Origin of the sequence: Streptomyces pallidus (ex Mingjun et al. 2026) (assembly GCF_051550185.1) — a bacterium.
Lineage (GTDB): Bacteria > Actinomycetota > Actinomycetes > Streptomycetales > Streptomycetaceae > Streptomyces.
Map to the genome: position 1 here is coordinate 7,713,119 of NZ_CP196181.1, position 21,840 is coordinate 7,734,958.

The 21,840-nt window shown below is 69.9% G+C and carries 22 protein-coding genes and 3 pseudogenes; 13 read left to right on the top strand and 12 right to left on the bottom strand.

What is annotated here, in order from left to right; genetic code table 11:
* Nucleotides 1-237 precede the first annotated feature (237 nt).
* Together ACSHWO_RS34525 and ACSHWO_RS34530 are read left to right on the top strand one after the other, a co-directional pair.
* Nucleotides 238-309: pseudogene (locus tag ACSHWO_RS34525) on the top strand (helix-turn-helix transcriptional regulator); the annotation flags it as partial.
* Between the two features lie 527 nt (nucleotides 310-836).
* Nucleotides 837-1,946, top strand: a complete 1,110-nt coding sequence (locus tag ACSHWO_RS34530; RefSeq protein ID WP_438318637.1) for a right-handed parallel beta-helix repeat-containing protein — start codon at nucleotides 837-839, stop codon at nucleotides 1,944-1,946.
* Nucleotides 1,947-2,233: 287 nt separating this feature from the next.
* On the opposite strand, the gene ACSHWO_RS34535 is transcribed toward ACSHWO_RS34530, so the two are convergent.
* A complete protein-coding gene (locus ACSHWO_RS34535) occupies nucleotides 2,234-2,674 on the bottom strand; it encodes a hypothetical protein (protein ID WP_438318640.1) in 441 nt (146 codons plus the stop codon).
* Between the two features lie 390 nt (nucleotides 2,675-3,064).
* Nucleotides 3,065-3,658: a TetR/AcrR family transcriptional regulator C-terminal ligand-binding domain-containing protein gene (locus ACSHWO_RS34540; RefSeq protein WP_438318643.1), complete on the bottom strand. Its 594-nt coding sequence runs from the start codon at nucleotides 3,656-3,658 to the stop codon at nucleotides 3,065-3,067.
* A 104-nt stretch (nucleotides 3,659-3,762) separates the two neighbouring features.
* Here ACSHWO_RS34540 and ACSHWO_RS34545 point away from each other — a divergent pair, with 104 nt between their 5' ends.
* From ACSHWO_RS34545 to ACSHWO_RS34560, 4 genes and pseudogenes are all read left to right on the top strand, one after another.
* A complete protein-coding gene (locus ACSHWO_RS34545) occupies nucleotides 3,763-4,989 on the top strand; it encodes an alpha/beta hydrolase family protein (RefSeq protein WP_438318646.1) in 1,227 nt (408 codons plus the stop codon).
* Nucleotides 4,990-5,076: 87 nt separating this feature from the next.
* On the top strand, nucleotides 5,077-5,469 hold the full coding sequence (locus ACSHWO_RS34550; protein WP_438318649.1) for a nuclear transport factor 2 family protein: 393 nt from the start codon (nucleotides 5,077-5,079) through the stop codon (nucleotides 5,467-5,469).
* 168 nt (nucleotides 5,470-5,637) lie between these two features.
* Nucleotides 5,638-5,742 (top strand): annotated as a pseudogene (locus tag ACSHWO_RS34555) (transposase); the annotation flags it as partial.
* Nucleotides 5,743-5,873: 131 nt separating this feature from the next.
* Nucleotides 5,874-6,467, top strand: a complete 594-nt coding sequence (locus ACSHWO_RS34560; RefSeq protein WP_438318651.1) for a hypothetical protein — start codon at nucleotides 5,874-5,876, stop codon at nucleotides 6,465-6,467.
* 321 nt (nucleotides 6,468-6,788) lie between these two features.
* Here the strand turns inward: ACSHWO_RS34560 and ACSHWO_RS34565 are convergent, their stop codons facing one another.
* The 3 genes and pseudogenes from ACSHWO_RS34565 to ACSHWO_RS34575 form a co-directional block, all read right to left on the bottom strand.
* Entirely contained in the window at nucleotides 6,789-7,067 is a 279-nt protein-coding gene (locus ACSHWO_RS34565) for a hypothetical protein (protein ID WP_438318654.1), read from the bottom strand.
* A gap of 52 nt (nucleotides 7,068-7,119) precedes the next feature.
* Nucleotides 7,120-7,299: a hypothetical protein gene (locus ACSHWO_RS34570; RefSeq protein WP_438318657.1), complete on the bottom strand. Its 180-nt coding sequence runs from the start codon at nucleotides 7,297-7,299 to the stop codon at nucleotides 7,120-7,122.
* Between the two features lie 44 nt (nucleotides 7,300-7,343).
* Nucleotides 7,344-8,040 (bottom strand): annotated as a pseudogene (locus ACSHWO_RS34575) (serine hydrolase); the annotation flags it as partial.
* Between the two features lie 117 nt (nucleotides 8,041-8,157).
* Here ACSHWO_RS34575 and ACSHWO_RS34580 point away from each other — a divergent pair.
* Nucleotides 8,158-8,595 (top strand): VOC family protein, encoded by a 438-nt coding sequence (locus tag ACSHWO_RS34580; RefSeq protein WP_438318659.1) that lies wholly within the window; start codon nucleotides 8,158-8,160, stop codon nucleotides 8,593-8,595.
* Nucleotides 8,596-8,722: 127 nt separating this feature from the next.
* Here the strand turns inward: ACSHWO_RS34580 and ACSHWO_RS34585 are convergent, their stop codons facing one another.
* A complete protein-coding gene (locus ACSHWO_RS34585) occupies nucleotides 8,723-9,235 on the bottom strand; it encodes a MarR family winged helix-turn-helix transcriptional regulator (protein ID WP_438317566.1) in 513 nt (170 codons plus the stop codon).
* A 167-nt stretch (nucleotides 9,236-9,402) separates the two neighbouring features.
* On the opposite strand from ACSHWO_RS34585, the gene ACSHWO_RS34590 reads away from it, so the two are divergent.
* The 6 genes from ACSHWO_RS34590 to ACSHWO_RS34615 all read left to right on the top strand — a co-directional run bounded on the left by ACSHWO_RS34590 (nucleotide 9,403) and on the right by ACSHWO_RS34615 (nucleotide 14,288).
* Nucleotides 9,403-9,699: a DUF1330 domain-containing protein gene (locus ACSHWO_RS34590; protein ID WP_438318663.1), complete on the top strand. Its 297-nt coding sequence runs from the start codon at nucleotides 9,403-9,405 to the stop codon at nucleotides 9,697-9,699.
* Between the two features lie 807 nt (nucleotides 9,700-10,506).
* Nucleotides 10,507-10,713, top strand: a complete 207-nt coding sequence (locus ACSHWO_RS34595; protein ID WP_438318666.1) for a hypothetical protein — start codon at nucleotides 10,507-10,509, stop codon at nucleotides 10,711-10,713.
* A gap of 414 nt (nucleotides 10,714-11,127) precedes the next feature.
* Complete coding sequence (locus ACSHWO_RS34600) at nucleotides 11,128-11,853, top strand: NPCBM/NEW2 domain-containing protein (protein ID WP_438318669.1); 726 nt, start codon at nucleotides 11,128-11,130, stop codon at nucleotides 11,851-11,853.
* Between the two features lie 374 nt (nucleotides 11,854-12,227).
* Entirely contained in the window at nucleotides 12,228-12,419 is a 192-nt protein-coding gene (locus ACSHWO_RS34605; protein ID WP_438318672.1) for a hypothetical protein, read from the top strand.
* A 346-nt stretch (nucleotides 12,420-12,765) separates the two neighbouring features.
* The gene (locus tag ACSHWO_RS34610; RefSeq protein ID WP_438318675.1) at nucleotides 12,766-13,134 is read left to right on the top strand and encodes a VOC family protein; all 369 of its coding nucleotides are present in this window, start codon (nucleotides 12,766-12,768) and stop codon (nucleotides 13,132-13,134) included.
* A 773-nt stretch (nucleotides 13,135-13,907) separates the two neighbouring features.
* Nucleotides 13,908-14,288 carry an STAS domain-containing protein gene (locus ACSHWO_RS34615; protein WP_438318678.1) on the top strand — a complete coding sequence of 127 codons (381 nt, stop codon included), beginning with the start codon at nucleotides 13,908-13,910 and terminating at the stop codon, nucleotides 14,286-14,288.
* Here ACSHWO_RS34615 and ACSHWO_RS34620 read toward each other — a convergent pair.
* From ACSHWO_RS34620 to ACSHWO_RS34645, 6 genes are all read right to left on the bottom strand, one after another.
* On the bottom strand, nucleotides 14,215-14,406 hold the full coding sequence (locus ACSHWO_RS34620; protein ID WP_438318681.1) for an Rmf/CrpP fold protein: 192 nt from the start codon (nucleotides 14,404-14,406) through the stop codon (nucleotides 14,215-14,217). The two genes, ACSHWO_RS34615 and ACSHWO_RS34620, sit on opposite strands and share 74 nt — an antisense overlap.
* A 9-nt stretch (nucleotides 14,407-14,415) precedes the next feature.
* Nucleotides 14,416-15,306 carry a hypothetical protein gene (locus ACSHWO_RS34625; protein ID WP_438318684.1) on the bottom strand — a complete coding sequence of 297 codons (891 nt, stop codon included), beginning with the start codon at nucleotides 15,304-15,306 and terminating at the stop codon, nucleotides 14,416-14,418.
* Entirely contained in the window at nucleotides 15,303-15,593 is a 291-nt protein-coding gene (locus tag ACSHWO_RS34630; protein ID WP_438318687.1) for a hypothetical protein, read from the bottom strand. Before ACSHWO_RS34630 ends, ACSHWO_RS34625 begins: the two co-directional genes overlap by 4 nt.
* A gap of 710 nt (nucleotides 15,594-16,303) precedes the next feature.
* The gene (locus ACSHWO_RS34635) at nucleotides 16,304-16,960 is read right to left on the bottom strand and encodes a fasciclin domain-containing protein (RefSeq protein ID WP_438318690.1); all 657 of its coding nucleotides are present in this window, start codon (nucleotides 16,958-16,960) and stop codon (nucleotides 16,304-16,306) included.
* A gap of 85 nt (nucleotides 16,961-17,045) precedes the next feature.
* Nucleotides 17,046-18,638 carry a molybdopterin-dependent oxidoreductase gene (locus tag ACSHWO_RS34640; protein WP_438318693.1) on the bottom strand — a complete coding sequence of 531 codons (1,593 nt, stop codon included), beginning with the start codon at nucleotides 18,636-18,638 and terminating at the stop codon, nucleotides 17,046-17,048.
* 1,332 nt (nucleotides 18,639-19,970) lie between these two features.
* On the bottom strand, nucleotides 19,971-21,185 hold the full coding sequence (locus ACSHWO_RS34645; RefSeq protein ID WP_438309567.1) for an IS110 family transposase: 1,215 nt from the start codon (nucleotides 21,183-21,185) through the stop codon (nucleotides 19,971-19,973).
* Between the last annotated feature and the right edge of the window lie 655 nt (nucleotides 21,186-21,840).

A 21,840-nucleotide genomic window follows, 5' to 3' on the forward strand; every position in this document is an offset into this window, starting at 1 on the left:
CCGTCCCGCACCGCCGCGAGGCACTGGCCGTGGAGGTCCGCGAGGTCGGGCCGTCCGTCGTACCGGGTCGCGGAGCTCGGTCGTCGACGCAGGCGAAGACGGTCGCGACGATCGCCTTGGCGGTCGTACGGACCGCGCGGCCGGCCCTTCCGGGGCCTGGGAGGTGTGGTGGAGGGACCGGCCCGGTCAGGTGCCCTCTGGCACTCTTGGCTCGACGACGGCAGTGGCGCACCCGACTGCGGCTGGTCGTCCGTCAGCGCCTTCATCGATGTCTTCCGCCGAATCTTCGGCCACGCCCCCGGACCCCACCTGAACCAGCCCCCGACAGGCTGGCCAGCGGTCGGGCGAGCCTGGGCCGCTGGGCAGCATGTCGGGCAGCTGTCCGTGCCGGCGTGTCATCGCCGTTGAACAGTCCTGACGACAGGTGGGGAGAGCGGGCGGGCTGCCCCGGGCGCGGGACGCCGCCTGGCCGACATCGACGGCTTCACTGCCAACGATCGGGCTGGAGAACGCCGAGGATGTGGACCTCACCAGCACCGACTTCGTGGAGCGGAAAGGTGCCGGCCCTGAGGAGTGGGAACCGTCCGTGTGACACCGATCGGACCGCTGGGCGCCATCCAGGCGCAGCTCGGGCAGGACCGGCCCGGCCGGACCGCGCTGCACCTCGTATGCCGCCCGGGGCGCCCCGTGGCTCGGCGTGTGGTCCTGTTGGTCCGGACAGCCGACCCCCACGGCACGGCCCGCGTCAACCGCGCCCGCCCTGTGTTCGGGTGGCCCTGTCCCACGGCGTCGGGCGGCCATGCGCAGCCAGCCGTTCCCTTCGGGAGGAGAAACCCATGCACCCTCTCCGCACACGCTGCGCGGCAGCCATCGGCACGCTGCTCGCCACGGTGGCCCTCGGCTCCTTCGGCGCCGCATCCTCGTCCGCCGTGCCGCAGCCGGACGCACTGGTGGTTCCCTCGGCCGCCTACCCGACCGTCCAGGCCGCCGTCGACGCCGCGCAGCCCGGTGGCCGCATCACCCTCCGCGCCGGTGTCTACCGCGAGCAGGTGACGATCCACAAGAACCTCACCCTCACGGGCGCGGGGGCCGGGAAGAGCACCATCCTCGCCCCCGAGCGGCTGGTGACGGGCCCCGACGGCCTCAACTCGATCGTCTACCTCGACAACGCGGCGCGCGTGAAGATCTCCCGGCTCTCCGTGAGCGGACCGGGCTCCGGTACCTGCGACGAGGGCGCGCTCGGAGCCGGCATCCGGGTCCGGGACGGAGCACACCTGGACCTGAGCCACGCGGCGGTGTCCCACATCAAGGACACCCCCATGGCCCCGTGCTTCCGCAGCGCCAACGCCGTCCTCATCGGAGACTTCCCCTCCGGCGCGGGGTCGGCGGACATCCGGGATTCCAGGATCACGGACTACCAGGGCTCGGGCATCGTCGCGCTCAGCGCGGAGTCGAACGCCACGGTGCTCCGTAACGTCGTCACCGGCCAGAAGAGCATCTCCACGGACGGCATCGAGTTCGTCGACGCCACCGGCAGGGCCGAGCAGAACCTCGTCAGTGACAACTCCTGCCGCGAGCCGGATCCGGGTTGCGGCACCGACTTCTTCAGCGACATCCAGCACGCCGGCATCCTTGCCAACACGGGGGTCGCCGTCACCAGGAACAGGCTTGTCGGCAACCAGCTCGGCATCTACGCCTTCGGCACCGTCGAAACCAGCCACAACACGATCCGCGACAGCGACTACTTCGGGATCGCCTTCCAAGACGGCACGTTCACCGCGGTCAAGGACACCATCCGGGGCGGCGCGAACGGCGTCGCGGCCATCGCCGGGGAAACCGACACCACCGTACGGCTGGACCGGGTGGGGATCGCGAACGTCTCGGGAGACCGGATCCGGACCTTCGAGGACAACGGCCACACCGCGACGGTGACCACCGCGCCATAAAGCCGCCTGCCCGGAAGAGCCTGTTGCGGCGTTGAGCAGGGCCGGGAGCGCGGGCCGGACCTGTTCGGCCTGGCGACACCGGCTTGTCGCCGGCGTGACGCCTGCCAACCATCAACAGCAGCTCAGCGTCCGTCCGGCAGCCTCGGCGGCGTCGGGGTCGACCAGGCCGTACAACAGTGGGGGGACCCCGTCCGTACGACCGGGCAGCTCCGACCAGGCGATCTCCTCACACCCTTCCGGTGCGGGATGTGGGGAGGGATCCACCGTCAGGCGTGGATATGCCGCCGTCAGATCTGCGATCGCTTGCCTTTGACGACGTCATTGCGGGCGTAGAGGACGTTGACGTGGCCCTCAGCGGCGTCCACCACCACGGGGACCGGGTTGCCGTAACCGCCGTCGTCGTCAGCGCCGCGGAGCAACTGGAGGGGTCCCCAGGTCTTGCCGTCCGCGGACCACTTGGCCACCAGGTCGATGTCGCCCGCGTCGCCGCAGTGGTCGACCCTGGCCTCGGCAATGGCCAGGATCCCCTTCGCCGTGTGCACGGGCTGGGGGATCCGGAAGCACGTGTATCCCTCCGAAGTGGCCGCGAACGGCTGAGAGGTGATGGACTGCGCCACGGGGGCCGTGGCCGACTGCGCCGTCGACAGCATGGAGCCGAAGAGAGCCGCCAGCGCGGTCCAGAGCAGAGCGGAATGTCTGCTGCGCACTCCTGTCTGATGAATGATCATGGACGCGCATTAGGCGGGGATGTGGGCCGTCCCTGGGACCGGGCCCCGTCATCCGGACGGGGCAGACGGCGAGGACCCGACGCCGGCCGCCAGCCAACGGCTACCAGCCCTACCGCTACGAGCGCACCAACAGTACTGAGACGGTCGGCCTGTACGACCCGGACACCAGCACCTCCTGCCGGCACAACAGCCTCACCCAGGGCGGCGCCGACGAGACGATCACCTTCGGCAATGCCGCGAGACCCGTGAGGAACGCGCGCACCGCCGTTCGGTCGGCGCCGTATCTCCCGGGGGCCCGGGCACGTTCGCCGGGCAGGGGGTAGCCGGCCCGCTGCCGGGCCCGACGCCGTGGCGGTCAGGTCATGTGGAGGAGGTCCAGGTCCCCGTTCCTCAGGCCGCGTCCGGTCCGCCTGCGCTGCCGAGGAGTCTGTCCACGAGGAGCTGTGGGTAGCCGGTGGCCGGCAGGTCGATGCCGAAGATCGCCCGGATGTAGAAGGGTGCGATCAGCTGGTCGAGGATCTGCTCCAGCGGTGGCGGGTTCTCGCCCCGGGCCGTGGCCCGCTCGCGGATCTGTTCGATGGAGCGCATGCGGCGCCGGAAGTGCTGGGCGCGCTCGGTCTGCGCCTGGGCGCTGCTCGGCATGGACAGGACGACGGCGCGTACGAGGGCGCGCCCCTCGGGTGTGCGCATGCTCGTGACGCTGGCTTCGGCCCAGGCGATGAGGTCACCGCGCAGGGTGCCGGTGTCGTTCAGGGGCGAGTTGCGTTCGAGGCGGGTGGTGACCGTGTCGGCCAGTAGCGCGTCGAGGCTGCCCCAACGTCGGTAGATGCTGGTGTGGTTGACGCCGGCGCGTTGCGCGATCGCGGGGATGGTGAGGTCCTCGGCCTCGGGGGCCGAGAGAAGGCCGATGACCGCTTGGTGGACGGCTGTGCGGACCTGTTCAGGACTCCTGCGGATGCGCGCGGCCGGTTGTTTCTGAGTCACACCCCCATCTTAAGCACGGATATTTGCTTCCGGCGGGACGGGGTCCTACAGTCGACCTTGCAAGCACAAATCTGTGCTTGCGGTCCCGGTTGAAGGAAACCGCCATGAAGCAGCTGCTGTTCCCGAACAACACCCAGTTCTGGTACGAGACCCTCCGCTCGATGAGCCACATCGCCTACGGCGGCGCCGACTTCGGCGAGGTCGTCTCCACCGCCGCGCGGATCACCGAGGGCGACTACGACAGCTGGTACACCGAGTGGTACGCCACCGCCGGCCGGGTGTCGGCAGAGGCCGAGAAGGCCCTGGCGGCCGGTCACCGGGTCAGCGCCCGCGACGGGTTCCTGCGAGCCTCGAACTACTACCGGTCGGCGGAGTTCTTCCTGCACGGCAAGGACTGCGACCCGCGCCACGACCACGCCTACGACCGCTCCGTGGAGTGCTTCAAGGCCGCCGCCGCCCTCTACACCACCCCGCGCATCGAGCCGGTCCTCATCCCCTACGAGAACACCACGCTGCCCGGCTACCTCTACCGGGCCGACGACTCGGGCACCCCCCGGCCGACGCTGATCATGCACAACGGCTTCGACGGAACCGCGGAGGAGATGCACTTCTTCGGTGCGCTGGCCGCCGTCGAGCGGGGCTACACCGTGCTCGTCTTCGACGGCCCCGGAATGCCCGGGCCGCGCCACCACCAGGGCCTGGTCTTCCGCCCCGACTGGGAGAACGTCATCACCCCGGTGATCGACTTCGCGGAGACGATCCCGGAGGTCGACAACAGCCGCATCGGACTACTCGGTCTCAGCATGGGCGGAGTACTCGCCCCCCGGGCAGCCGCGTTCGAGCACCGGCTGGCCGCGCTGATAGCCGTCGACGGCCTCTACGACCTCGGTCAGACGTCCGTCCGCAACATTCCCGGCGACCGCAAGGAGGCCGAACGTCTCCTGCGGGCGGATTCCGCCCCGGAACTCGACGCCGCCCTCGAGCAGATCATGGCCGAGGACCCCATCGCCCGCTGGGCACTCAACCACGGCATGTACGTCATGGGGGTCGACAGCCCGCGCGCCTTCAACGCCTCCTACCTCGACTACACCCTCGCCGGCGGGATCGCCGAGCGGATCCAGTGCCCCACCCTCGTCTGCGACGCCGCGGAGGACGAGTTCTTCAAGGGCCAGCCCGAGCAGCTCTACGAACACCTCACCTGCCCCAAGACCCTCATGCTCTTCACCGCCGAGGAAGGCGCCGGCGCCCACTGCCACCCCGGCGCCACGCGCCACGCCAACGCCCGCATCTACGACTGGCTCGACGCCACCCTCACCAACACCCGCCCCTGACCCCCGGCCCACCAGACACCTGAGCCCGGCCCACCAGACACCGCCAAGAACCCGCTGCCCCCCTCCGTTCGAAGGACCCGACCCCACATGACCCGCACAGGCATCAAGGCCGCTCTCACCGACCTGCTCCTCAACGAGGAGATCGCCCTGGCCGAGGCCGCCGACCGGCACTTCACCCCCGATTACCGCCAGCGCACCGACGGCGAGTGGGCCGACCGCTCCCAGTTCCTCGACCACATCGCCCATCTGCGCACGCTCGTCGCCGCTGGAGAGATCGAGGTCCACGAAGAGCTCTACGACGGCGAGAGGTACGCCGACCGGCACACCTGCCACATCACCAAGAAGGACGGTACGACCGTGAGCATGGAGGTGTACGTGTTCGCCGACATGGCCCCCGACGGCCGCTTCCGGCGCATCGAGGAGACTACCTTGATGCTCAAGGGGACCGACTCCGACCGCAACCTCGGCAGCGCCCGCTGACCACCCCCACCCCGCGAAGACGCCGCACACCACCGGCAACACCTCACCCGGTGAACGCTCCGCCAGGCGCCGGACCCCCGCGTCCGGCCCGGCGCGGCGTGCTGGAGGAGTCGCATGTCCTGGTCTGCGATCAGGGCCGATGGCTCCCGAATCCACCACCATCACCGTCGTCCCGGTGCCCCGTGGCGGGAGATGCCTGTCAGGTTCGGCCCCTGGGCCACCGTCTACGGACGCTTCCGCGTCCGGCGGGACGTCGGCGTCTTCGCCACTCTGCCGCCGCTCCCGTGGCCGCTGACCCAGAAGTGAATCAGCGGCCGTTCGATTCCTTGCCGAGGCATGCGCGTGAACGGCCCGGCGAAGTATTCGGTTGTTCGTGAGGGGCCGAGCCTGCGACGGTCAGCGGCATGAACGTGGTGCTGGGAAAGAAGCTCAGGTTCGCCGCAGAGGTCGGTGAGCCAGGCCCGCTGTGCCGGGTCGCCCTGTGGGCAGCTGGAAAGTGGCTGACCTGCGACGACAATATGGCGTACGTTCCCCAGTTCCGCCGCGATGTGCTGGACGCCGCCGCCCGGCTGCGGTCCGGCGACGGTTTTCCCCTGCCGTTCGCCGGTCTGTCGGCCGAAGCCACACACCGTCGTCTCATGCAGGATGCGGGGGACGGCGAGTCCGACGGCGACCACCAACTGCACGGCCGGTTTCGGGCCCTGCTCTGGGGCCCCACCACCGACAACGTGACGGCCTGCCTGTTCCGCGAAGGGGACCGCCTGGTACTCACGTTCGAGTTCTGGCGTGAGGAGCACCTGCTCAGCCACCCTGAAGACGCCGGTGCGGTCTTCGTGGCCGAGATCGCGGCCGAGGAGTTTCGTCGGCATCCTGGAAGACATCGCCGCCGCGCTCAACACGGGCCCGAGTGGCCGCCGTTCCTGATGCTCGGGTGGCACCGGCTCCAGCTCACGGAGGATGGCGAAAGGACGCGGCCCTCGTCCGGGTCGAGGAGATGAGCCGGACCGACGGGCGGGGTTTCGACCGGGAGGAGCACGGCTGTCTCGTGTTCCGTACGTCCCCGACGAGCTGGCTCGTGGAGCAGACCCGGTCGGTCTGGCCCGACGGTGCAAGCGGCCCCGTCACGCGCTGCTCCGAGCACCTTGTGCGCATCTGCGTCGCCGAACTGGTGCCCGTGCGGGAGCCGCTCCCGGCGGATCCCCTGAAGGAGTTCTGGCAGCCCGCCGGTGACCGGCCGCCGCGTGACGGGGTCGGCCAACTGCGGTGCCGAGACGGACTCACCCTCGTCGGTCGTAGCGGACGGTGGCCGCCCAGTGGTTTCACACCGTCGCGGGGCGATGGTTCGAACCCGTGATGGCCGTCCAGCAAAGCCTGCAGAAGATCATGTCGTTGTCCTCGTCGAATCCGAGATCCCCGGGCTGCCCCCGCACAGCTTTGGCCACCGTGAAGTCGATCGGCATCTCCATGTAGCAGTGGGGTTCGCCCTTGGTCAGCCAGAACGGGTCGTCGCCGAGGCCAGGTGGACGGGGGCGGAAGCTGTTGCCGGCCCGGACGAGCGCGTCGACCAGCTCGTACACGTGTCGCTGCGTATGCTCCATGGCCCAAGTCTGCGGGGCGGTTGGGGGCGAGCCGCACAGGGCGCCGGTCCGGTCACCTGCCTCTCGAGCCCGACTTCGGGGACGCGGGCGGCGTCGACGGTTCCGGGACGGCGTCGGGCTGGGCCGCCGGTGGTAGCGACCAGACGTGCTCGGGCACCACGATCCCGGTGACCCTGTTGGCGATGAGGGAGCTCAGGTTGCCGAACTTCCCGTCGACGTCGGAGTTGACCACGATCACCAGGGTCGCGCCGTCCTGCGGGAGCCGGACGGCGACGGTCTCGTATCGTCGATGGTGGAGACCGTCGCGCCGGCCGCCCAGCTCCAGGAGGCGTTCCAGCCGGAGGCGTCAACGGTCGCGCCGTCCGCGGTGAAGTTCGTGTGGTACAGGTCGGCCCGGAAAGCGGCCAGCCAGCGCGGGTCCTCGGTGTAGTCGTAGAGGCCGCTGCGCATGGCGGCGAGCTGCCGGACGGTGATGCGGTGGCCGCCGGGCACCCCGCCGAGGTAGGCGGATACCTGCCAGTCGAGCCGTACCTTCCCGTCGTCGACGAGCTCGAGGTCGCCGGTGACCGTGAAGGTCTTGGTGACGCTGCCGATGCGGGTGCGCATGTCGGTCTTGACCGGGATGTCGGCGTCGTCGGCCAGGTCGCTGAAGGCGAGGGCGTCCAGGAGCGTGTCGAGCCGACGGGCGGTGCGCTTGGGCAGCACCCGCCGGATCTTGGCCGAGGAGCACGGCCAGCGCCTCGTCGTCGCTGAGCATGAGCGGAGGAAGCCGGTAGCCGGGGGCGAGCCGGTACCCGCCGTAGCGGCCGCGCACCGATTCCACGGGCACGTCGAGGTCGATCAGCTGGTCCACGTACCGGCGCACCGTGCGCCCCTCGACGCCGAGGCGGTCGGCGAGTTCGGCCGTCGTGCGGGTGCCGCCCGACTGCAGCAGCTCCAGGAGGGTCAGTACGCGGGCGGTCGGTCGGGGCATGCCGGCAGACTAGCCCGGATACAGGACCGATTCTGTCCGCTATCTCTCCTAGCCTGCGACGCGTACACCTCCGCTCTTCACTTCCGCTTCCGCCTTTGGCAGGCCAAGGAGATTCCCGTGGACTTCGTCTCGATCCGCATCATCACCGGCGACGTGGCGCGCCTCGTCGCGTTCTACGAGCGGGCCACAGGGGCTCGCGCGGCATGGGCCACCGAGGACTTCGCCGAGCTCAGGACCGGGGGAGCCACCCTCGCGATCGCCGGCACCCGCACCGTCCCGCTGTTCGCCCCGGGCTGCGCCCGCGCGGCGGACAACCACAGTGTGATCACCGAGTTCCTCGTCGACGACGTGGACCGCGTCCACCGGGACCTGACCGGCTTCGTCACGGACTTCGTCAACGGGCCCACCACGATGCCGTGGGGCAACCGGTCGCTGCTGCTGCGCGACCCCGACGGCAACCTCGTCAACTTCTTCACCCCCGTCACCCCGGCCGCCATCGAGAAGTTCGCACGCTCGGGCCAGGCACGGCCGGTCACCTTCACCCGGGAATCCTGAGGTCCGGCGCCCCTGGTGAAACGCGACGGGCGCGGGGCAAAGGGCACGGCCACGAGTCCGACACCGGTCCGAGCTTGCCCCGCCCCCTGGAGCGGGAGCCGGGCCTTCGCGGCGCGGCCCCGCCGCGTCAGGAGTTCTTGGTCTTGGAGGAGTCGCCCTCCAAGGGCACCAGCAGCTTGCGGAGCAGGGACGCCAGCTGCTGGCTCTCCTTGGGGCTGAGGCTCTCGATGAGTTCGCGCTCGTTGGCCAGATGGCCTTCGATCAGGCCTTCGGCGATGCCGCGGCCCTCGGCGGTGAGCTCCGTGCGTACCAAGCGCCGGTTGTCGGGGTCGGTGGCGCGGGTGACCAGGCCCTTGGCGACCAGCCGGTCGACGCGGTGGGTGAGGGCCGCGGGGCTGATCATTGCGGCGCCGGCCAGGTCGCTCATGCGGAGGGTGTTGCCGCCGCCCGCGCGAAGGAGCGTGGTCAGGATGTCGTACTCCCACGTCTCCAGCCCGTGTTCGTCGAAGTAACCCTTGATCCCCTGCTCAAGGAGCCGTGATGCACGGAAGATCCGCAGGACGACGCCGATCGGCTCCGTGTCCAGTCCGGGGCGGACCGCGTCCCACCGCTCGATGACCTCGTCCACCGTGTCGCGCATGACGCCAAGACTAGCACCACACTTCGACGTCGAACCGTTTGACTCCGACACGGTGCCCCGTCTACCGTTCACTCACGAAAGCTTAGAAATCGAATCTTTCGTTATGCGACCTTTCGAAGTCATGCGTGTGCCCTCGCGGGGCACGCCTGGGCGATCAGGAGAAGCCCGTGCACTACGTGCTGTTCGCCCGCACCGACGACACACCCGACAGCGCCCTCGGCCACTACCTCACCCACGTCGGCCCGACGCTCCACGCGTTCGGCGGACGACTGCTCGCCTTCGACAGCCCGACCCGGCTGGAGGGCCCCTCCACGTTCACGAAGACCGCCCTGGTGGCCTTCCCCACCGACCGGTCGGCGCGCGACTGGTACACGTCGCCCGCGTACCAGGAGCTCGTCGCCTGGCGGGTCAGGACGATGGGCCACGAGGTCGACGTCCAGCTCGTGGCCGGCCTCCCCGACTGACCCAACCCATCCCGCAGTCAGCGGCAGACCGCGCACCGCACCGCGAAGGCCTGCGCGCACGACACGTGTCGGCAGCGGAAATCTTCGTGCCGAGCCGGTGGACGACGGCTGCAACGCCACCTACTACAAGGTGAAGGGCCGTACCGTAACCGTCGAGTTCACCCTGCACTGCAAAAGGGGTGGTTACTGCTCCGGTTCGCCGCACTCCGCGGCGAAGGCGTACTCGTACGGCGCAGGAGCGCACTGGTCGCCTTGCCCACGCCCTTTCCAGCAGTGGGCTGGGTCAAGGCGGTGTGGTGCGGCCGGCGGCAGGGTTGCAGCGCGCACGGCCCGCGGGCTGCCAACTCCGAGAGGGTCCGGCATGGTTCCACCTCGGCACACCAGTGCACCCCGTCCGATCAGCACGGTAGGGGCCGCTGAGCAGCCATGAGGGCCGGCCCGCCCCGGGGTGCTGGGATTCCGCGCCGACTTCCCGGATCGGAGGCGGGAGAGCAGTGACCGCGGGGCGGGCCACGGCGGCCAATCGCGCTCGCGTACGACATACTCGCCGCCCCGGGCAATCCCGTCCCCCTGGCCAGCCACTACCCGCTCGACCGGGCCCAGCCTTCTTCCCGCCGGTGATGGCGCCGGTGACCGAGGCGGAGGTGGCGTGGCGACTGCACCGAGCCACGAGCCCATGGCCATGCCAGCCAGCCACTCGACGTCAGCAGCAGCGCCCAAGGAACGGCGACCGAGCCACAGCTGGAGCACCATCAGCAGCAGGGGTGCCACGAAGGACGAGAGCACGAGCCGTCGCGTCGCCACCGAATGGGCCTGGTCATCGCGCCGCTGCTGCTCGGCGCGTTCAGCGACCTGGACGTGCTCGCTACGCAAGCCGGCGAGGCCCGCCTCGACAGCGCCGATGCGCCGCCCCTTAGCCCGCTGGTCAGCACGGTAGATGTCCTGGGTGACGACGTGATCCAGACGAGCAGCCAGACCGGCGATCTCACCTCGCAGGTCCTCACGAAGCTGTGACACCGCGCGGTGCAGCTCCCACAGCGTCGGTTCGGCGCTCGGCGGCACGGACGCGGCACGTCACTCCTGGCAGCCCCACGCATGAAGTTGATCGTACGTGCACGGAGTAGCACGTTCTTCGGACCGCTGTCAGTACGGGAGTCATACTGTCGACGTGGAGCCTACCGGCAGGGCCTCGCAGCCCAAGGGTGTGCGCCAAGCGGTGCCGGAAGCGAACGGGAAGGGGTGCACTCTCTGTTGCCGCGGAACTCCTGGGCCTCCACCCGGCCGCGTCCGGTTGCGCCATAAATGCCGGACTATTGTGCGAAGTTGAGGATATGTCGCCCGGCTGTAGCATCGCGGTCACCGACTGGCGGCCCAGCACACAGGGGGACGGGCGTGGCAACGGGCAACCCAAAGCCGTGGTGGCAGAGTGTGGACTTAAAGGTCGGCCTCGTCCTGCTCGTCATCGGCGTTCCCTTCACTCTTCTCACCAACCTGCTCTCACCGGACGACTCCCAGGGGGCCGCCGGCCCGCAGGGCGGCGAGGCGAAGCCGTCCGCGGTCGCCCCGCTGTCGCCCGCACCCTCCGCCTCGTCCGGCGGCGGCGCCTACGCCACGACGCGGCCGCCGCAGCCCCCGCCCATCGAGACCGCGGCGCCCACCACGGCCGCGCCCCGGGACCGGACGCCGGACCCCTTGCCCAGCGACAAGCGCACCGAGCCCGCAGCGCGGCCCCGCCTCCAGTACCTCTCCGCCCTCGAACCGATCGGCGGGCTGGGAAACTGGAAGCGGACCGGCTCCGTCGACATGGGCGGCAGAACCTACGGGAACAGCATCGTCTTCGCGTCCAGCCAGTCCCCTTCGAAGCGCATGACCCTGACGTACAACGTCCCCCTGGGAATGCAGCACTTCAAGGTGGCGGCCGGGCTCGACGACAGGAGCCCGGATGGAAACGCCGTCTTCTTCCAGATCGACCGCGACGGCACGCCGGTGGACTCCGGTTTCACCCTGCGCGTGGGCGAGCAACGCTCGCTCGACCTGTCCGTTGCCGGCGCCCGGCGCCTGACCATCGAGGCTGAGGTCACCCTGCGCCCCTTCGAGACGACGAACGCACCGCTCCGCACGGTATGGGGCGACGCCAGGTTCACCATGGACTAGCTTGATCTTTAACCTGTGCGGCGGGGCTGCGGAGCCGCCGGCTTCGCCTTTCTGGGACGCTGCAGTGCCCGTCATGCGGGATGTCCTGCCGTGGGCGGGAACCAAGACCATCTGGACGCCGGCGGCGACACGCTCGGTGTCGCGGGCGATGACTGGCAGAGGGCATCGGTCGCCAGCGCGTCGGGGCCGTCGAAGGCAACCGCGTCGGCGGGGATCGACGCGACCGTGCCGGCCGCGGTGGTCAGATCCTCCTGCTGCTGGGGCTGCTGTCGTCCGGACGACGGGTCCCGCGCCTGCTGCCCTTGATTCCAGCGTGGCTGACCGCTATCCCACTGGCGAGGTATGGGGCCGTCCTTCTCGCCATGGCCCTGCTCATGGCTGCCGATGTGCTGCCCGAGATCAAGCCGGTCCCGCCGTTCACCACCAGCTCGGGGACCACCTGGTTCGCCGAGTTCGGCGGCCTGGCATCCGGTGGTCGGGCATCGTCCTCATCGTGGCCGCCCGCTCCTGCGCCGCCCGCACCCGCCTCGTCCACCAGCGCCACGGCAACGGAGGGGCCCAAGTAGCCGGGTACCGGAATGCCAGCTTCCCGCTGGCGATCAATGAGCAGCCGCGGCGGTTCCCGGTCAAAGCACGCAAGATCGCCCGTCAGGGCTGACTGGGCATTCGCGCGCCCAGCACCGACCGCGATCACCCGAGCAGGACTCCCGTTCGATCGACAAGCCCCGCGATCGCTACGACAACGGCCTCTTAGATCTTGCAGAGGCAGGGCCGTAGACCTGCGGATTGAGTCAGAGCGTGCTTTGGATCCTCGACGTGGATCGCTGCCGTCGCCCCCGGCCTGCGGTCGGCGAGCGGGTGGCCGCCTCTAGGGTTGCATCGTGCAAGTCCACCGATCGGCCCGGAGGTGTCATGCCCCTGCAGATGAAGCTGCGCGCGATAACACTCGACTGCCCTGATCCGCTGGCTCTGGCGGCTTTCTATCAGCAGGCCACCGGCCTCGAGCCCCACCCAGAATCCGACGCCGACTTCGCTGGTCTCACCTGTGAGGATGGGCTCTTCATCGGCTTTCAACGGGTCGACGACTACCGGGCTCCGCGCTGGCCTGATCAGACCGTTCCTCAGCAGTCTCATCTCGACTTCGCGGTCGATGACCTGGACGTCGCCGAGGCCCGGCTGCTGGAGCTGGGCGCGGGTAAACCGGAGCACCAGCCGAATGAGGGCAGGTGGCGGGTCCTCACCGATCCGGCCGGGCATCCCTTCTGTGTGGTCAGAGGCTGATTGCTCTTGGGTTCTGCTAGCCGGAGATCTGCTTCAAGCCTGTCGGTGACTACTCAGGAGCGATGCCAAGTCGCTGTGCCGCGCCGATGCGGGGAGGCCAACAGGCCGGTGAGAACAACGGCCTCGGGACAGGTGACCAGTTCGATCCGGTGTCCCGCGCCAGGCCGCCGGCCTCGCCGCCCATGCCCGCCGGAAGGCCGGCGCCCGTCCGGCGCAGCCGCACCCTAGCATCCGTCGGCGGCATCCTTCCCGAGTTGCTCCCGTTCCGCCGTGCGTCCTTCCGCCTGCACCCACGTCCTGGTTCTCCTGCCTGCAAGGACAGTTCCGTCGGAGGTCCTTTGCTCTGGCCTGCCGCGGAGCCGTGGCCGGTGTGCCGGGAAGAGCACTGCGACTACAACATGGACATGAGCCAGCAGGAACCCGCCGTACCCCTGGTTCCCATCGTGCAAATCCGTCGCGCCGTCGCGCCCGGCGTGCCCTTCCCGACGGGGGCGGAACTGTCGTCGCGGCCTGGTCCTGCTCGCCGGGGGCCTGTGGAGACGCGGGCGGGGTGGGCGCCGGCGCGGTGTTCGGGTCCTGCCCGGTGGCTGGTCTGGGCGGCGGGCGGGGGTGGCTCATGGTTCGCCCTCCTGGGGCTGATCGGCCCGCTCCTGACGGGCGTACGGACATGCGAAAGGGGGCCCGCACCTGGCGGGCCCCGTTTGGGTGGTGATCGGAGCTGATTAGCGGAGTCACGGGTGGTGGCTGCTTCTGCCCCGAGTCAGGCTCAGCCCGTGGACGACGGCAGCAGCCTGTTCTGGGTGTCCTTGATCTACGCCGCGGATCGAACGACGGTAGCCGTGGGCGGCGAGCTGGACGTCTACTTTCATCGGCCTCTGCACACAGCGCTCGACGAGGCGATCACGGGGGGCGGGGCTCACCGTATCGAGCTCGACTTGCGGGACCTGTCGTTCTCCGACATCCGCGGACTCGCCATCCTGGTCCGAGCGCGGGAGAAGGCGGTACAGGCAGGGTGTGGCTTCGAGATCGTGGGCCCGATCCAGCCGCGCGTCCTACGGGCACTTCAGATGTATGCCCCAGTCATGGGGCTGCCCGTTCGTCCGCGTGTGGACCGCTCCTCTCCACCTGACGCAGACCCGCCACGTATCCCTTGATCCATGCGGCCTGGAGGATGGAGTCACGGCCGTACGGACACCCGTTCGGCGGATCACCTCTGCGCCCGGCCTCGGTGCCCTGCTGGTGCGCTTCGACGATCTGCGTTCGTGTTCCCACGGTGCCCCCTTACCGCTTCGCCTGGTGGTCGGCCCCGTTCTTGCGGGCACCCTCGGCCAGCGCTGGCGCTGGCCGGTGGCGGCCTCGATGAACTCGGCCTGCGTGAGCCGGCCGTTTTCCTGCCACCACTCTTTCAGCTCGTCCGACGCGCGCACACGCGATGCGTGCGGGCCCGCTGAACAGGGACACCGGGGTGTGTCCGGCGGCCTGGGCCTGCCTTCCCGTTGAGCAGGTAGCCATTGCAGCCGTGTCCCGCGCGGAGGGACCGACGATAGACGTACTCGTCGTAGAGCTGGCGGGCCTCGCGGCGGGTGATCCGCGGCCCATCCTCGTGCTCCTGGTCCTCCTCGGCGGCCCCGCGGTCTGCCCGTCCCCCGCGGTGACGGCAGCCCATACGGCGTCGTCGGCGAGGGCGCCCCACCCGTCAGGGCCCGGCGCGGGAGCGAGGGCCTGGGCGAGGGCCTGGCGGTCGGTGAGCAAGTCGTCGACGGCGTTGCCGGTGTCGGCCGGCTGCGGTATGTCGACTTCGTCGCGGCGGCCCATCCCTTCGGCGATCCGCAGTAGCTCCGCGGGGTCGGGGTAGGGCATGGCCCCTGCGAGGGTGTCGTCGTCGACCTGGCCGAGGTCGGCGCGCAGCGTCCCAGCGGTGAACGTGCGGGCGAGCAGGTCGCTGCGGGCGGCCTTGGCAGCGGTGGCCTCCTGGTCGGCCGGTGCGTTGCGGTAGCGGGTGGCTAGCTCGTCGTCGGAGAGGTGGACCAGGTCCGCGCGCACGCCGGGCAGGGTGCCGGCGCGGTTGTGGCGGTGGGTCTCGGCCATGACGCGCAGGGTGTCGGCGTCGTCGAGGTGCGGCAGGATCCGGGCGACTTCGTCGTCCGACAGACCCGCCAGTTCAAGGGTCAACCGTCCGGTAGGGCGGACGCGGGCGAGCAGGGCGGCGAGGTCGCGGCGGTCGGTCTCGGCCTCGATCCGTGCGCGACCCGGTCGTCGAGCAGGTTCGAGCGCATGGCGGCGGCCAGCTGGTCGTCGCTCATGTCGCGCGGCGTCGTCTCGTTGCCGGGCCACAGCCGGGCGGCCTCGACCTGCTCGGTCGTCGCCTCGCGGCGCGGTGCGGGAAGGTTCGACGCTCCGGGCTGCTCGCGGTGGCGCAGCCGGCGCAGGTCCGGGAGCGCGGCGAGGTGCTTGCGCATGGCGCCTTGCCGCTGCCGAGCTTGACCCCGGCGGCGCGCTTGGCGTCGGGGGTGACGGCGGCCTGGCACTGCTTGAACTGGCGGGTCCTCCGCTCGATGGCGCGTTGCCGCTGCCCGGCCTCGTACCCGTCCGGGTCGCTGCGGCCTTCTCGATCACTGTCAGGCCGGGCGTGTACGTCGACACGCTGTGGCGGCAGTTCGGGTGTTGCAGCCCTGCAAGGCGGGCCTCGTCGAGGGGTCCGGCGACGCGCACGGGAACCATGGCCCCGTCACGGGTAGCGTGCTCCACCTGCAGGTGTGGGCCCCGGTCGTCGGCCCACCTGCCCATTGCGTCCTGGGTGGCCTGGCGGCGGGTGCCGGTGCCCAGTGTCACGGTGGCCGTGACCTCGGAGACGACGGCCCGGAACCGGTCCACGACGGCACGCAGAATCGAGCGGTGTGTCGGGGTGACGACGTCGACGGTTTCCCGTGCGAGGCGGTCGACGGCGTGCGCCTGCGGTAGCCGGTCGTCGACCAGCCGGCGCGCGTCGTCGGACAGGGCGCGCAGCTCCGCGACGGCGGCGCGGTGCCCCTCGTTGTAGGACTCGGCGACCGCTTCGAACACGTCGACGGTCACGGCCTGGTGCAGCTCGTCGACGACGGCCCTGCATCCTTGCAGCCAAGGGCGCAGGGCCACCGGCCGTTCGGGAGCCCTCTTGGGCGGGGGAGGGCTACTTCGGCATCAGGACGGTGTCGATGATGTACACGTTGGCGTTGGCGGTTTTGACGTTGCCGCAGACTACGTTCGCGGTGTCGTTGACCTTGTAGGACTCGCCGGAGCCGGTGGTGGTGACCATGCCCTTCTGCAAGGTTTCGAAGCTGCCGCTCTCCAGCTGCTGGGGGCTGAGCTTCCGCCCGACGACGTGGTAGGTCAGGATCTTGGTCAGCATCGCCTTGTCGGCGAGGACCTTGTTGAGGTCGGCCTTCGGGATCTTGGCGAAAGCGTCGTTGGTGGGTGCGAAGACCGTGATGTCCTGCGCGTTGTTCAGTGTGTCGACGAGGCCGGCCTGCTTGACCGCGGAGACCAGGGTGGACAGGGCCGGGTTGTTGGACGCGGCGGTGGCGACCGGGTCCTTGGCCATGCCGTCGAAGGAACCGGCGCCCTCCTTGGGAACCCCTGCGCAGGCCGGGCCGAACGGCGCCTCACCGGTCATCTGGCCGCCCGCGGGGGTCGGGGTGTCCTCGCCCGTCTTGCCGGCGTCCTCGGCGGCCGCGGTGGGAGCGGCCTTGGTCGCGTTACCGGAGTCGGAGCACGCGACCAGGGAGAACGGCAGCAGGGCTGCCGCGGTGACGGCGATAGCGGTATGGCGGATCTTCAGGCTGTTCATGACTGTTTGCTCCTTGACGTGCTTTCGTATGGGTTTTGCGCTGATTGGTTGTGCTGCCCGGCCGGCCTGTGTTCGTGCCGGTGGTCTAGGGGACGGTGACGAAGACGCTGTGCCAGCCGCTCGCGCCGTCTGGGATGGTGCGCGTGCGCTGTTCGGTCTGCACCGATCCGGTGCCGTCGGTGGCGCGGACGGTGAGCGTGTGTCCGCCCGGGGTGGCGTTCCAGCGGTAGGACCACTGCCGCCAGGTGTCGACCGTGTCCTGCGCGGCGAGGTGGGCTTCCTGCCAGGGCCCCTCGTCGATACGGACCTCGACGCGGGCGACGCCGCGGCGCTGCGCCCAGGCGACCCCGGCGATGGTGACGGGGCCGGCGGCGGGGCGGGCGAACGGCTTGGGGGTGTCGATGCGGGACTGCGTTTTGATCGGCGCGCGGCGGGACCACTTCCGCTCGACCCAGTACGCGTCGTACGCCTGGAAGGTGGTGAGCTCGATCTCGGTGATCCACTTGCAGGCCGACACGTAGCCGTACAAGCCGGGGACGAGCATGCGGACGGGGAAGCCGTGGTCGAAGGGCAACGGTTCACCGTTCATGCCGACCGCGAGTATCGCGTCCCGGCCGTCCATGACGTCCTCGACCGGGGAGCCGAGCGTCATCCCGTCCACCGAGCGGGCTACCAGCTGATCCGCCTTTCCACCTTGGGACGGTGGCCGGACACCGGCCTCCCTCAGGAGGTCGGCTAGGGGCACGCCGAGCCAGCGGGCGGTGCCGATGTAGGGTCCGCCCACTTCGTTCGAGACACAGGTGAGGGTGATGTCGCGTTCGATGAGCGGGCGGGTCAGGAGCTGTTCGAGGGTGTAGGCGCGGGGGCGGGTGAGGCCACGGCCGTGGATGCGCAGCCGCCAGGTCCCGGCATCGATCTTGGGCACGGTCAGGGCGGTATCGACGCGGTAGAAGTCGGGGTTGGGGGTGGTGAAGGGGCTGATGCCGGGCACCTTCAACTGGCCGCTGACCGGGACGGGAGGGGCCGGTGAGGCAGGGCTCGGCAGGACCAGGCTCGCGCGGGAGGCGACGGCGCCCAGGCCTTGCCGGCCGGAGAAGAAACGGCCGAGTACGCCCGCCGAGGCTGCCGCGGCGGCGGTCACGCCCGCCGCGGTGAGGAATCCGCGCCTGCTCCATGCACCGGAGACGGTCTCGCTGCCTGTACCTGCCGGGTCTGGCGCGCAGTTCGCTTCGAAGGCCAGGACGTAGAGGGTCAGGGCGCCGAGGACTGCTCCGGCGATCGAGGGCAGAGCGTCACCGACGCTGGTGGAGTCCGGGCGGCTCAGGGCCGCGGCAGCGCCGACGATCCCGAACAGCAGCACACCCGCGGCGCCGACCCGCCGATGACGAAGGCTGAACACACCCAGGGCGATCGCGCTGAGGGCGAGAACCGCAAGGATCCCCAGCTGCAGGACGGTCTTGTCGTTCTCCCCGAACGTACGGATCGCGAAATCCTTCACCGCGGCCGGCGTCCGGTCGATCACCGCGCCGCCCACCACGGTCACCGGTCCCGCGGCGGGCCGTACCAGCCCTGCGACCAGCTCAGCCACGACAAGCGCCGTCAAAGCGGCCAGAAGTCCGGCCAACGCGCCCAGCGCGGCGCGGGAAAGGGTGCTGCGGAAGCTGCTCACACCCGCCATTCGGCGGCACCCGGCCGGCGGATTGGCTGGACACCCGAATGAGTGAACCCCTCGCCCGGCGCCGTCGGGCCAGGTCGGGAATGGCCATGTCAGCCCGGGGCGCCGGCTGCCGGGGCGGGGCAGGAACCGCAGGCGGCTCGGGCCCGGTCACCGGGCAGGAGAAGCGGCCCACCGGACGCGGGGCCCGAGGTCAGCGCGGGGACGAGGCAGAGCCGTACGAGGACAGGACCGATGAGGATGCCGATCGCGACGATGCAGCATCAACGGAGAGCCACGTCTTCGTACTGAGCTGCTTCGGGGCGGGGCTGGCTGGCAACCGCCGACGCCGCAGCGGCTCCGAGCGGACGCAACCACGGCCTTACGGAGGTGCTGTCGCCAAACGATTCCCTGTCATACCAGGGCGAGATGGGCGGGCGTCGTGGGCGGCAGACGGCACACATCGTGACGCTGCACGCAACTCCGACAGGTGTTTTGCCTCGCATCGCCCACGTGAGGCACCTGAGGGGGAGGGGCCGCACAGCACACCGAACGACAGACTTGAGGAGGTGAGTGCGATGACCTGGCCGACACGTCCCTGCTCGGCGTTCCCGCAAACGCGAATGCCGCGTCGGCGACGTATGCCGTGACTGCGGCAGTCATGGGCGATGGTGAACATCGGCATGTCCGGTGGGACCGACACGACCGTCATGAGCGTTGCAGCTGCGCGAAGGGCCAGTGGACCAAGATGTGGGTCAAGGGTCGCTGGGAATGGAAATGGCACGAGGTCACCTGGCACCACGGTCAGCGGGATTACCACGGGAAGCGGCACGACGGCTGGTGGGGCAAGGACACCGGGTGCCCGGCCATTACGTCGGCCACTGGGTGCCCGGCCGCTCCGAACTGCCACGACAAGTGGTAATCACCGACAGGCCGTAGTGGGGTTCCGACACCGGAGTACCACTGCGTTCGCCTCCGTACCCACCCGGTCTCCCGCCACGGGCCCGCTACTGGAAGGAAGGATCACGGCCACCGCGATTGCCCCCTGTCTCGCCGGAGGCACCACTGCACATCCTGCTCCCGCCGGATGCCCAAGCGCCAGGCCACGCCCGTCGGATCGCCGCACGGCTCCTGGCGACGGCACCCTGTCAGCGTGAGATCGCCGAGGATCTCCTACACATCGTCTTCGGACTCTATGCGCTCACCTTCGCGCTGGAGCGGGGGAGGGTGGGTATCGCCGTCAGCGACGGCACCACGGGCCTTGTCCGCAGACTGTGCTGCCGCGCACCGGATCGGGGGGGTGTCTCTATGTCCTTCGTCAAGGGTGCGGTGCCGGGTTTGGGTTGTTTGGGGTGGTTATGCGGCGAGGGTGACGGTGGGGGGTCGGGATTCGTAGAAGGTGCCGTCGCGGAGCATGGCGAAGAGGACGCTGATGCGTTGGCGGGCGAGTCGGAGGAGGGCTTGGGTGTGGGTTTTGCCGCGTGCTCGTTGCCGGTCGTAGTAGGTGCGTGAGGCGGGGTCGGCGTTCATGCAGGCGAAGGCGGAGAGGAACATGGCGCGTTTGAGCTGCCGGTTTCCGCCTCTGGGTGCGTGTTCGCCGTGGATCGAGGTCCCTGACGACCTGGTGGTGGGGGCGAGGCCGGCGTAGGAGGCGAGGTGGCTGGCGGTGGGGAAGCCGGTCCCGTCGCCGACGGTGACCAGCAGGACGGCGGCGGTCCTGACTCCGACTCCGGGCATCGAGGTCAGGACCGGGTGAAGAGGGTGGGCCTCCAGCAGGGTGTTGATCTGGGTTTCCAGGGCTCGGCGCTGTTCGTGGACCGCGGCGAGCGCGCGGGCCAGCGAGGGGATGACCACGTCGAGGGTGCCCGTGCCGGGGACGACGACGGTCTGTTCGTCGAGGGCGTTGAAGATGTCGTCGATCAGCCTGTCGGCCATGCGCGGGGCCTTGGGCCGGATTACCTCGACGAGTCTGCGGCGGCCGGCCTTGCGCAGTGCGGCCGGGGATCCGTAGCGCTCCAGGAGCCAGGTGACGGCGGGGTGGTCCAGTCGCGGTCCGAGCACGCGCTCCAGCGACGGGTGGAACTGGGTGAGCAGGCCGCGTATCCGGTTGCTGGTGCGGGTGGCCTCGGCGGCGAGGTCCTGGTCGAAGCCGGTCAGGACGGTCAGCTCGGCGGTGATCTCGTCGGTCAGCTCCAGTGAACGCAGGGTGTGGGGCATGGTGCGGGCCGCGTCCGCGATCACCGCCGCGTCCTTCGCGTCGGTCTTCGCCTCCCCCGGATACAGGTCGGCGATCCGCCGCATCGCCAGTCCGGGCAGATAGGCGACCTCGCAGCCGGCGTCGCGGGCGACGGTCAGCGGGAGAGCCCCGATCGAGGCGGGCTGGTCCACGATCACCAGGACGCTGCCGAACTTGGCTTTGAGCTTGTCGAAGACGGCCCGCAGCTTCGGTTCGCTGTTGGGCATCGGCTTGTCGAAGACCTTCTTCCCGGCCGGGGTGAGCCCGTGGCCGTGGTGGGCGGTCTTGCCGACGTCCATCCCGAGGAAGACGCCTATGCCTTCGGTGTCTAACATCGCAACCTTCCGCAGGTGTTGACCGTGCCGGCCTCGGCGGTGGCACCGTGCTCGCGCATCCACGTTATGCAGACCTGCCGCCCACGTATCTGCCCGGCATTGCGCCGGACCGGACGGTGGCCGGGTCTCTCATCAGCGTCTCCGACGGCACCTGCCGGGCCCGGCGACACCACCCCCCAGGTCATCCGTTCGACAGAGGGGACACAGTCATACCGGGCCCGGAGGCCAGCGGCCCCATTGCAGGACCGCGAAAAACATAACGGGGGGGGCAGGCGAGGCCTGAATACCCTCAGGGCCCTGGGGTGGACCTCTTCGCCAGCCCCTGCGTCCGCGGCAAGCAGTTCATCGCGGTGCTGACCTGGCGAGCGGGCAGCGAGGCGGCGTGGTGCTGCGGGTGACTGTGCCGACAGCCACCCGCAGTCGACCCATCCGGCACGCGTGGAAAGACACGCTCAGCGCGCCTTTGGCCTGCAACCAGAGGGTCACCGGTCCCCGCCGCTCCGTCGTGTCGGCGACGCCAGCCCGGGGCCCTTCTCCGCAGTTTGACGCGCCGTCCACCACGACCGGGCCGGCCGCCACGCCAGCGCAAGACCTCGTCGCACACGAACCATCTCAACCACCTCCCATGTGTGCCTATGCCGTGCGGAGGGTCCGC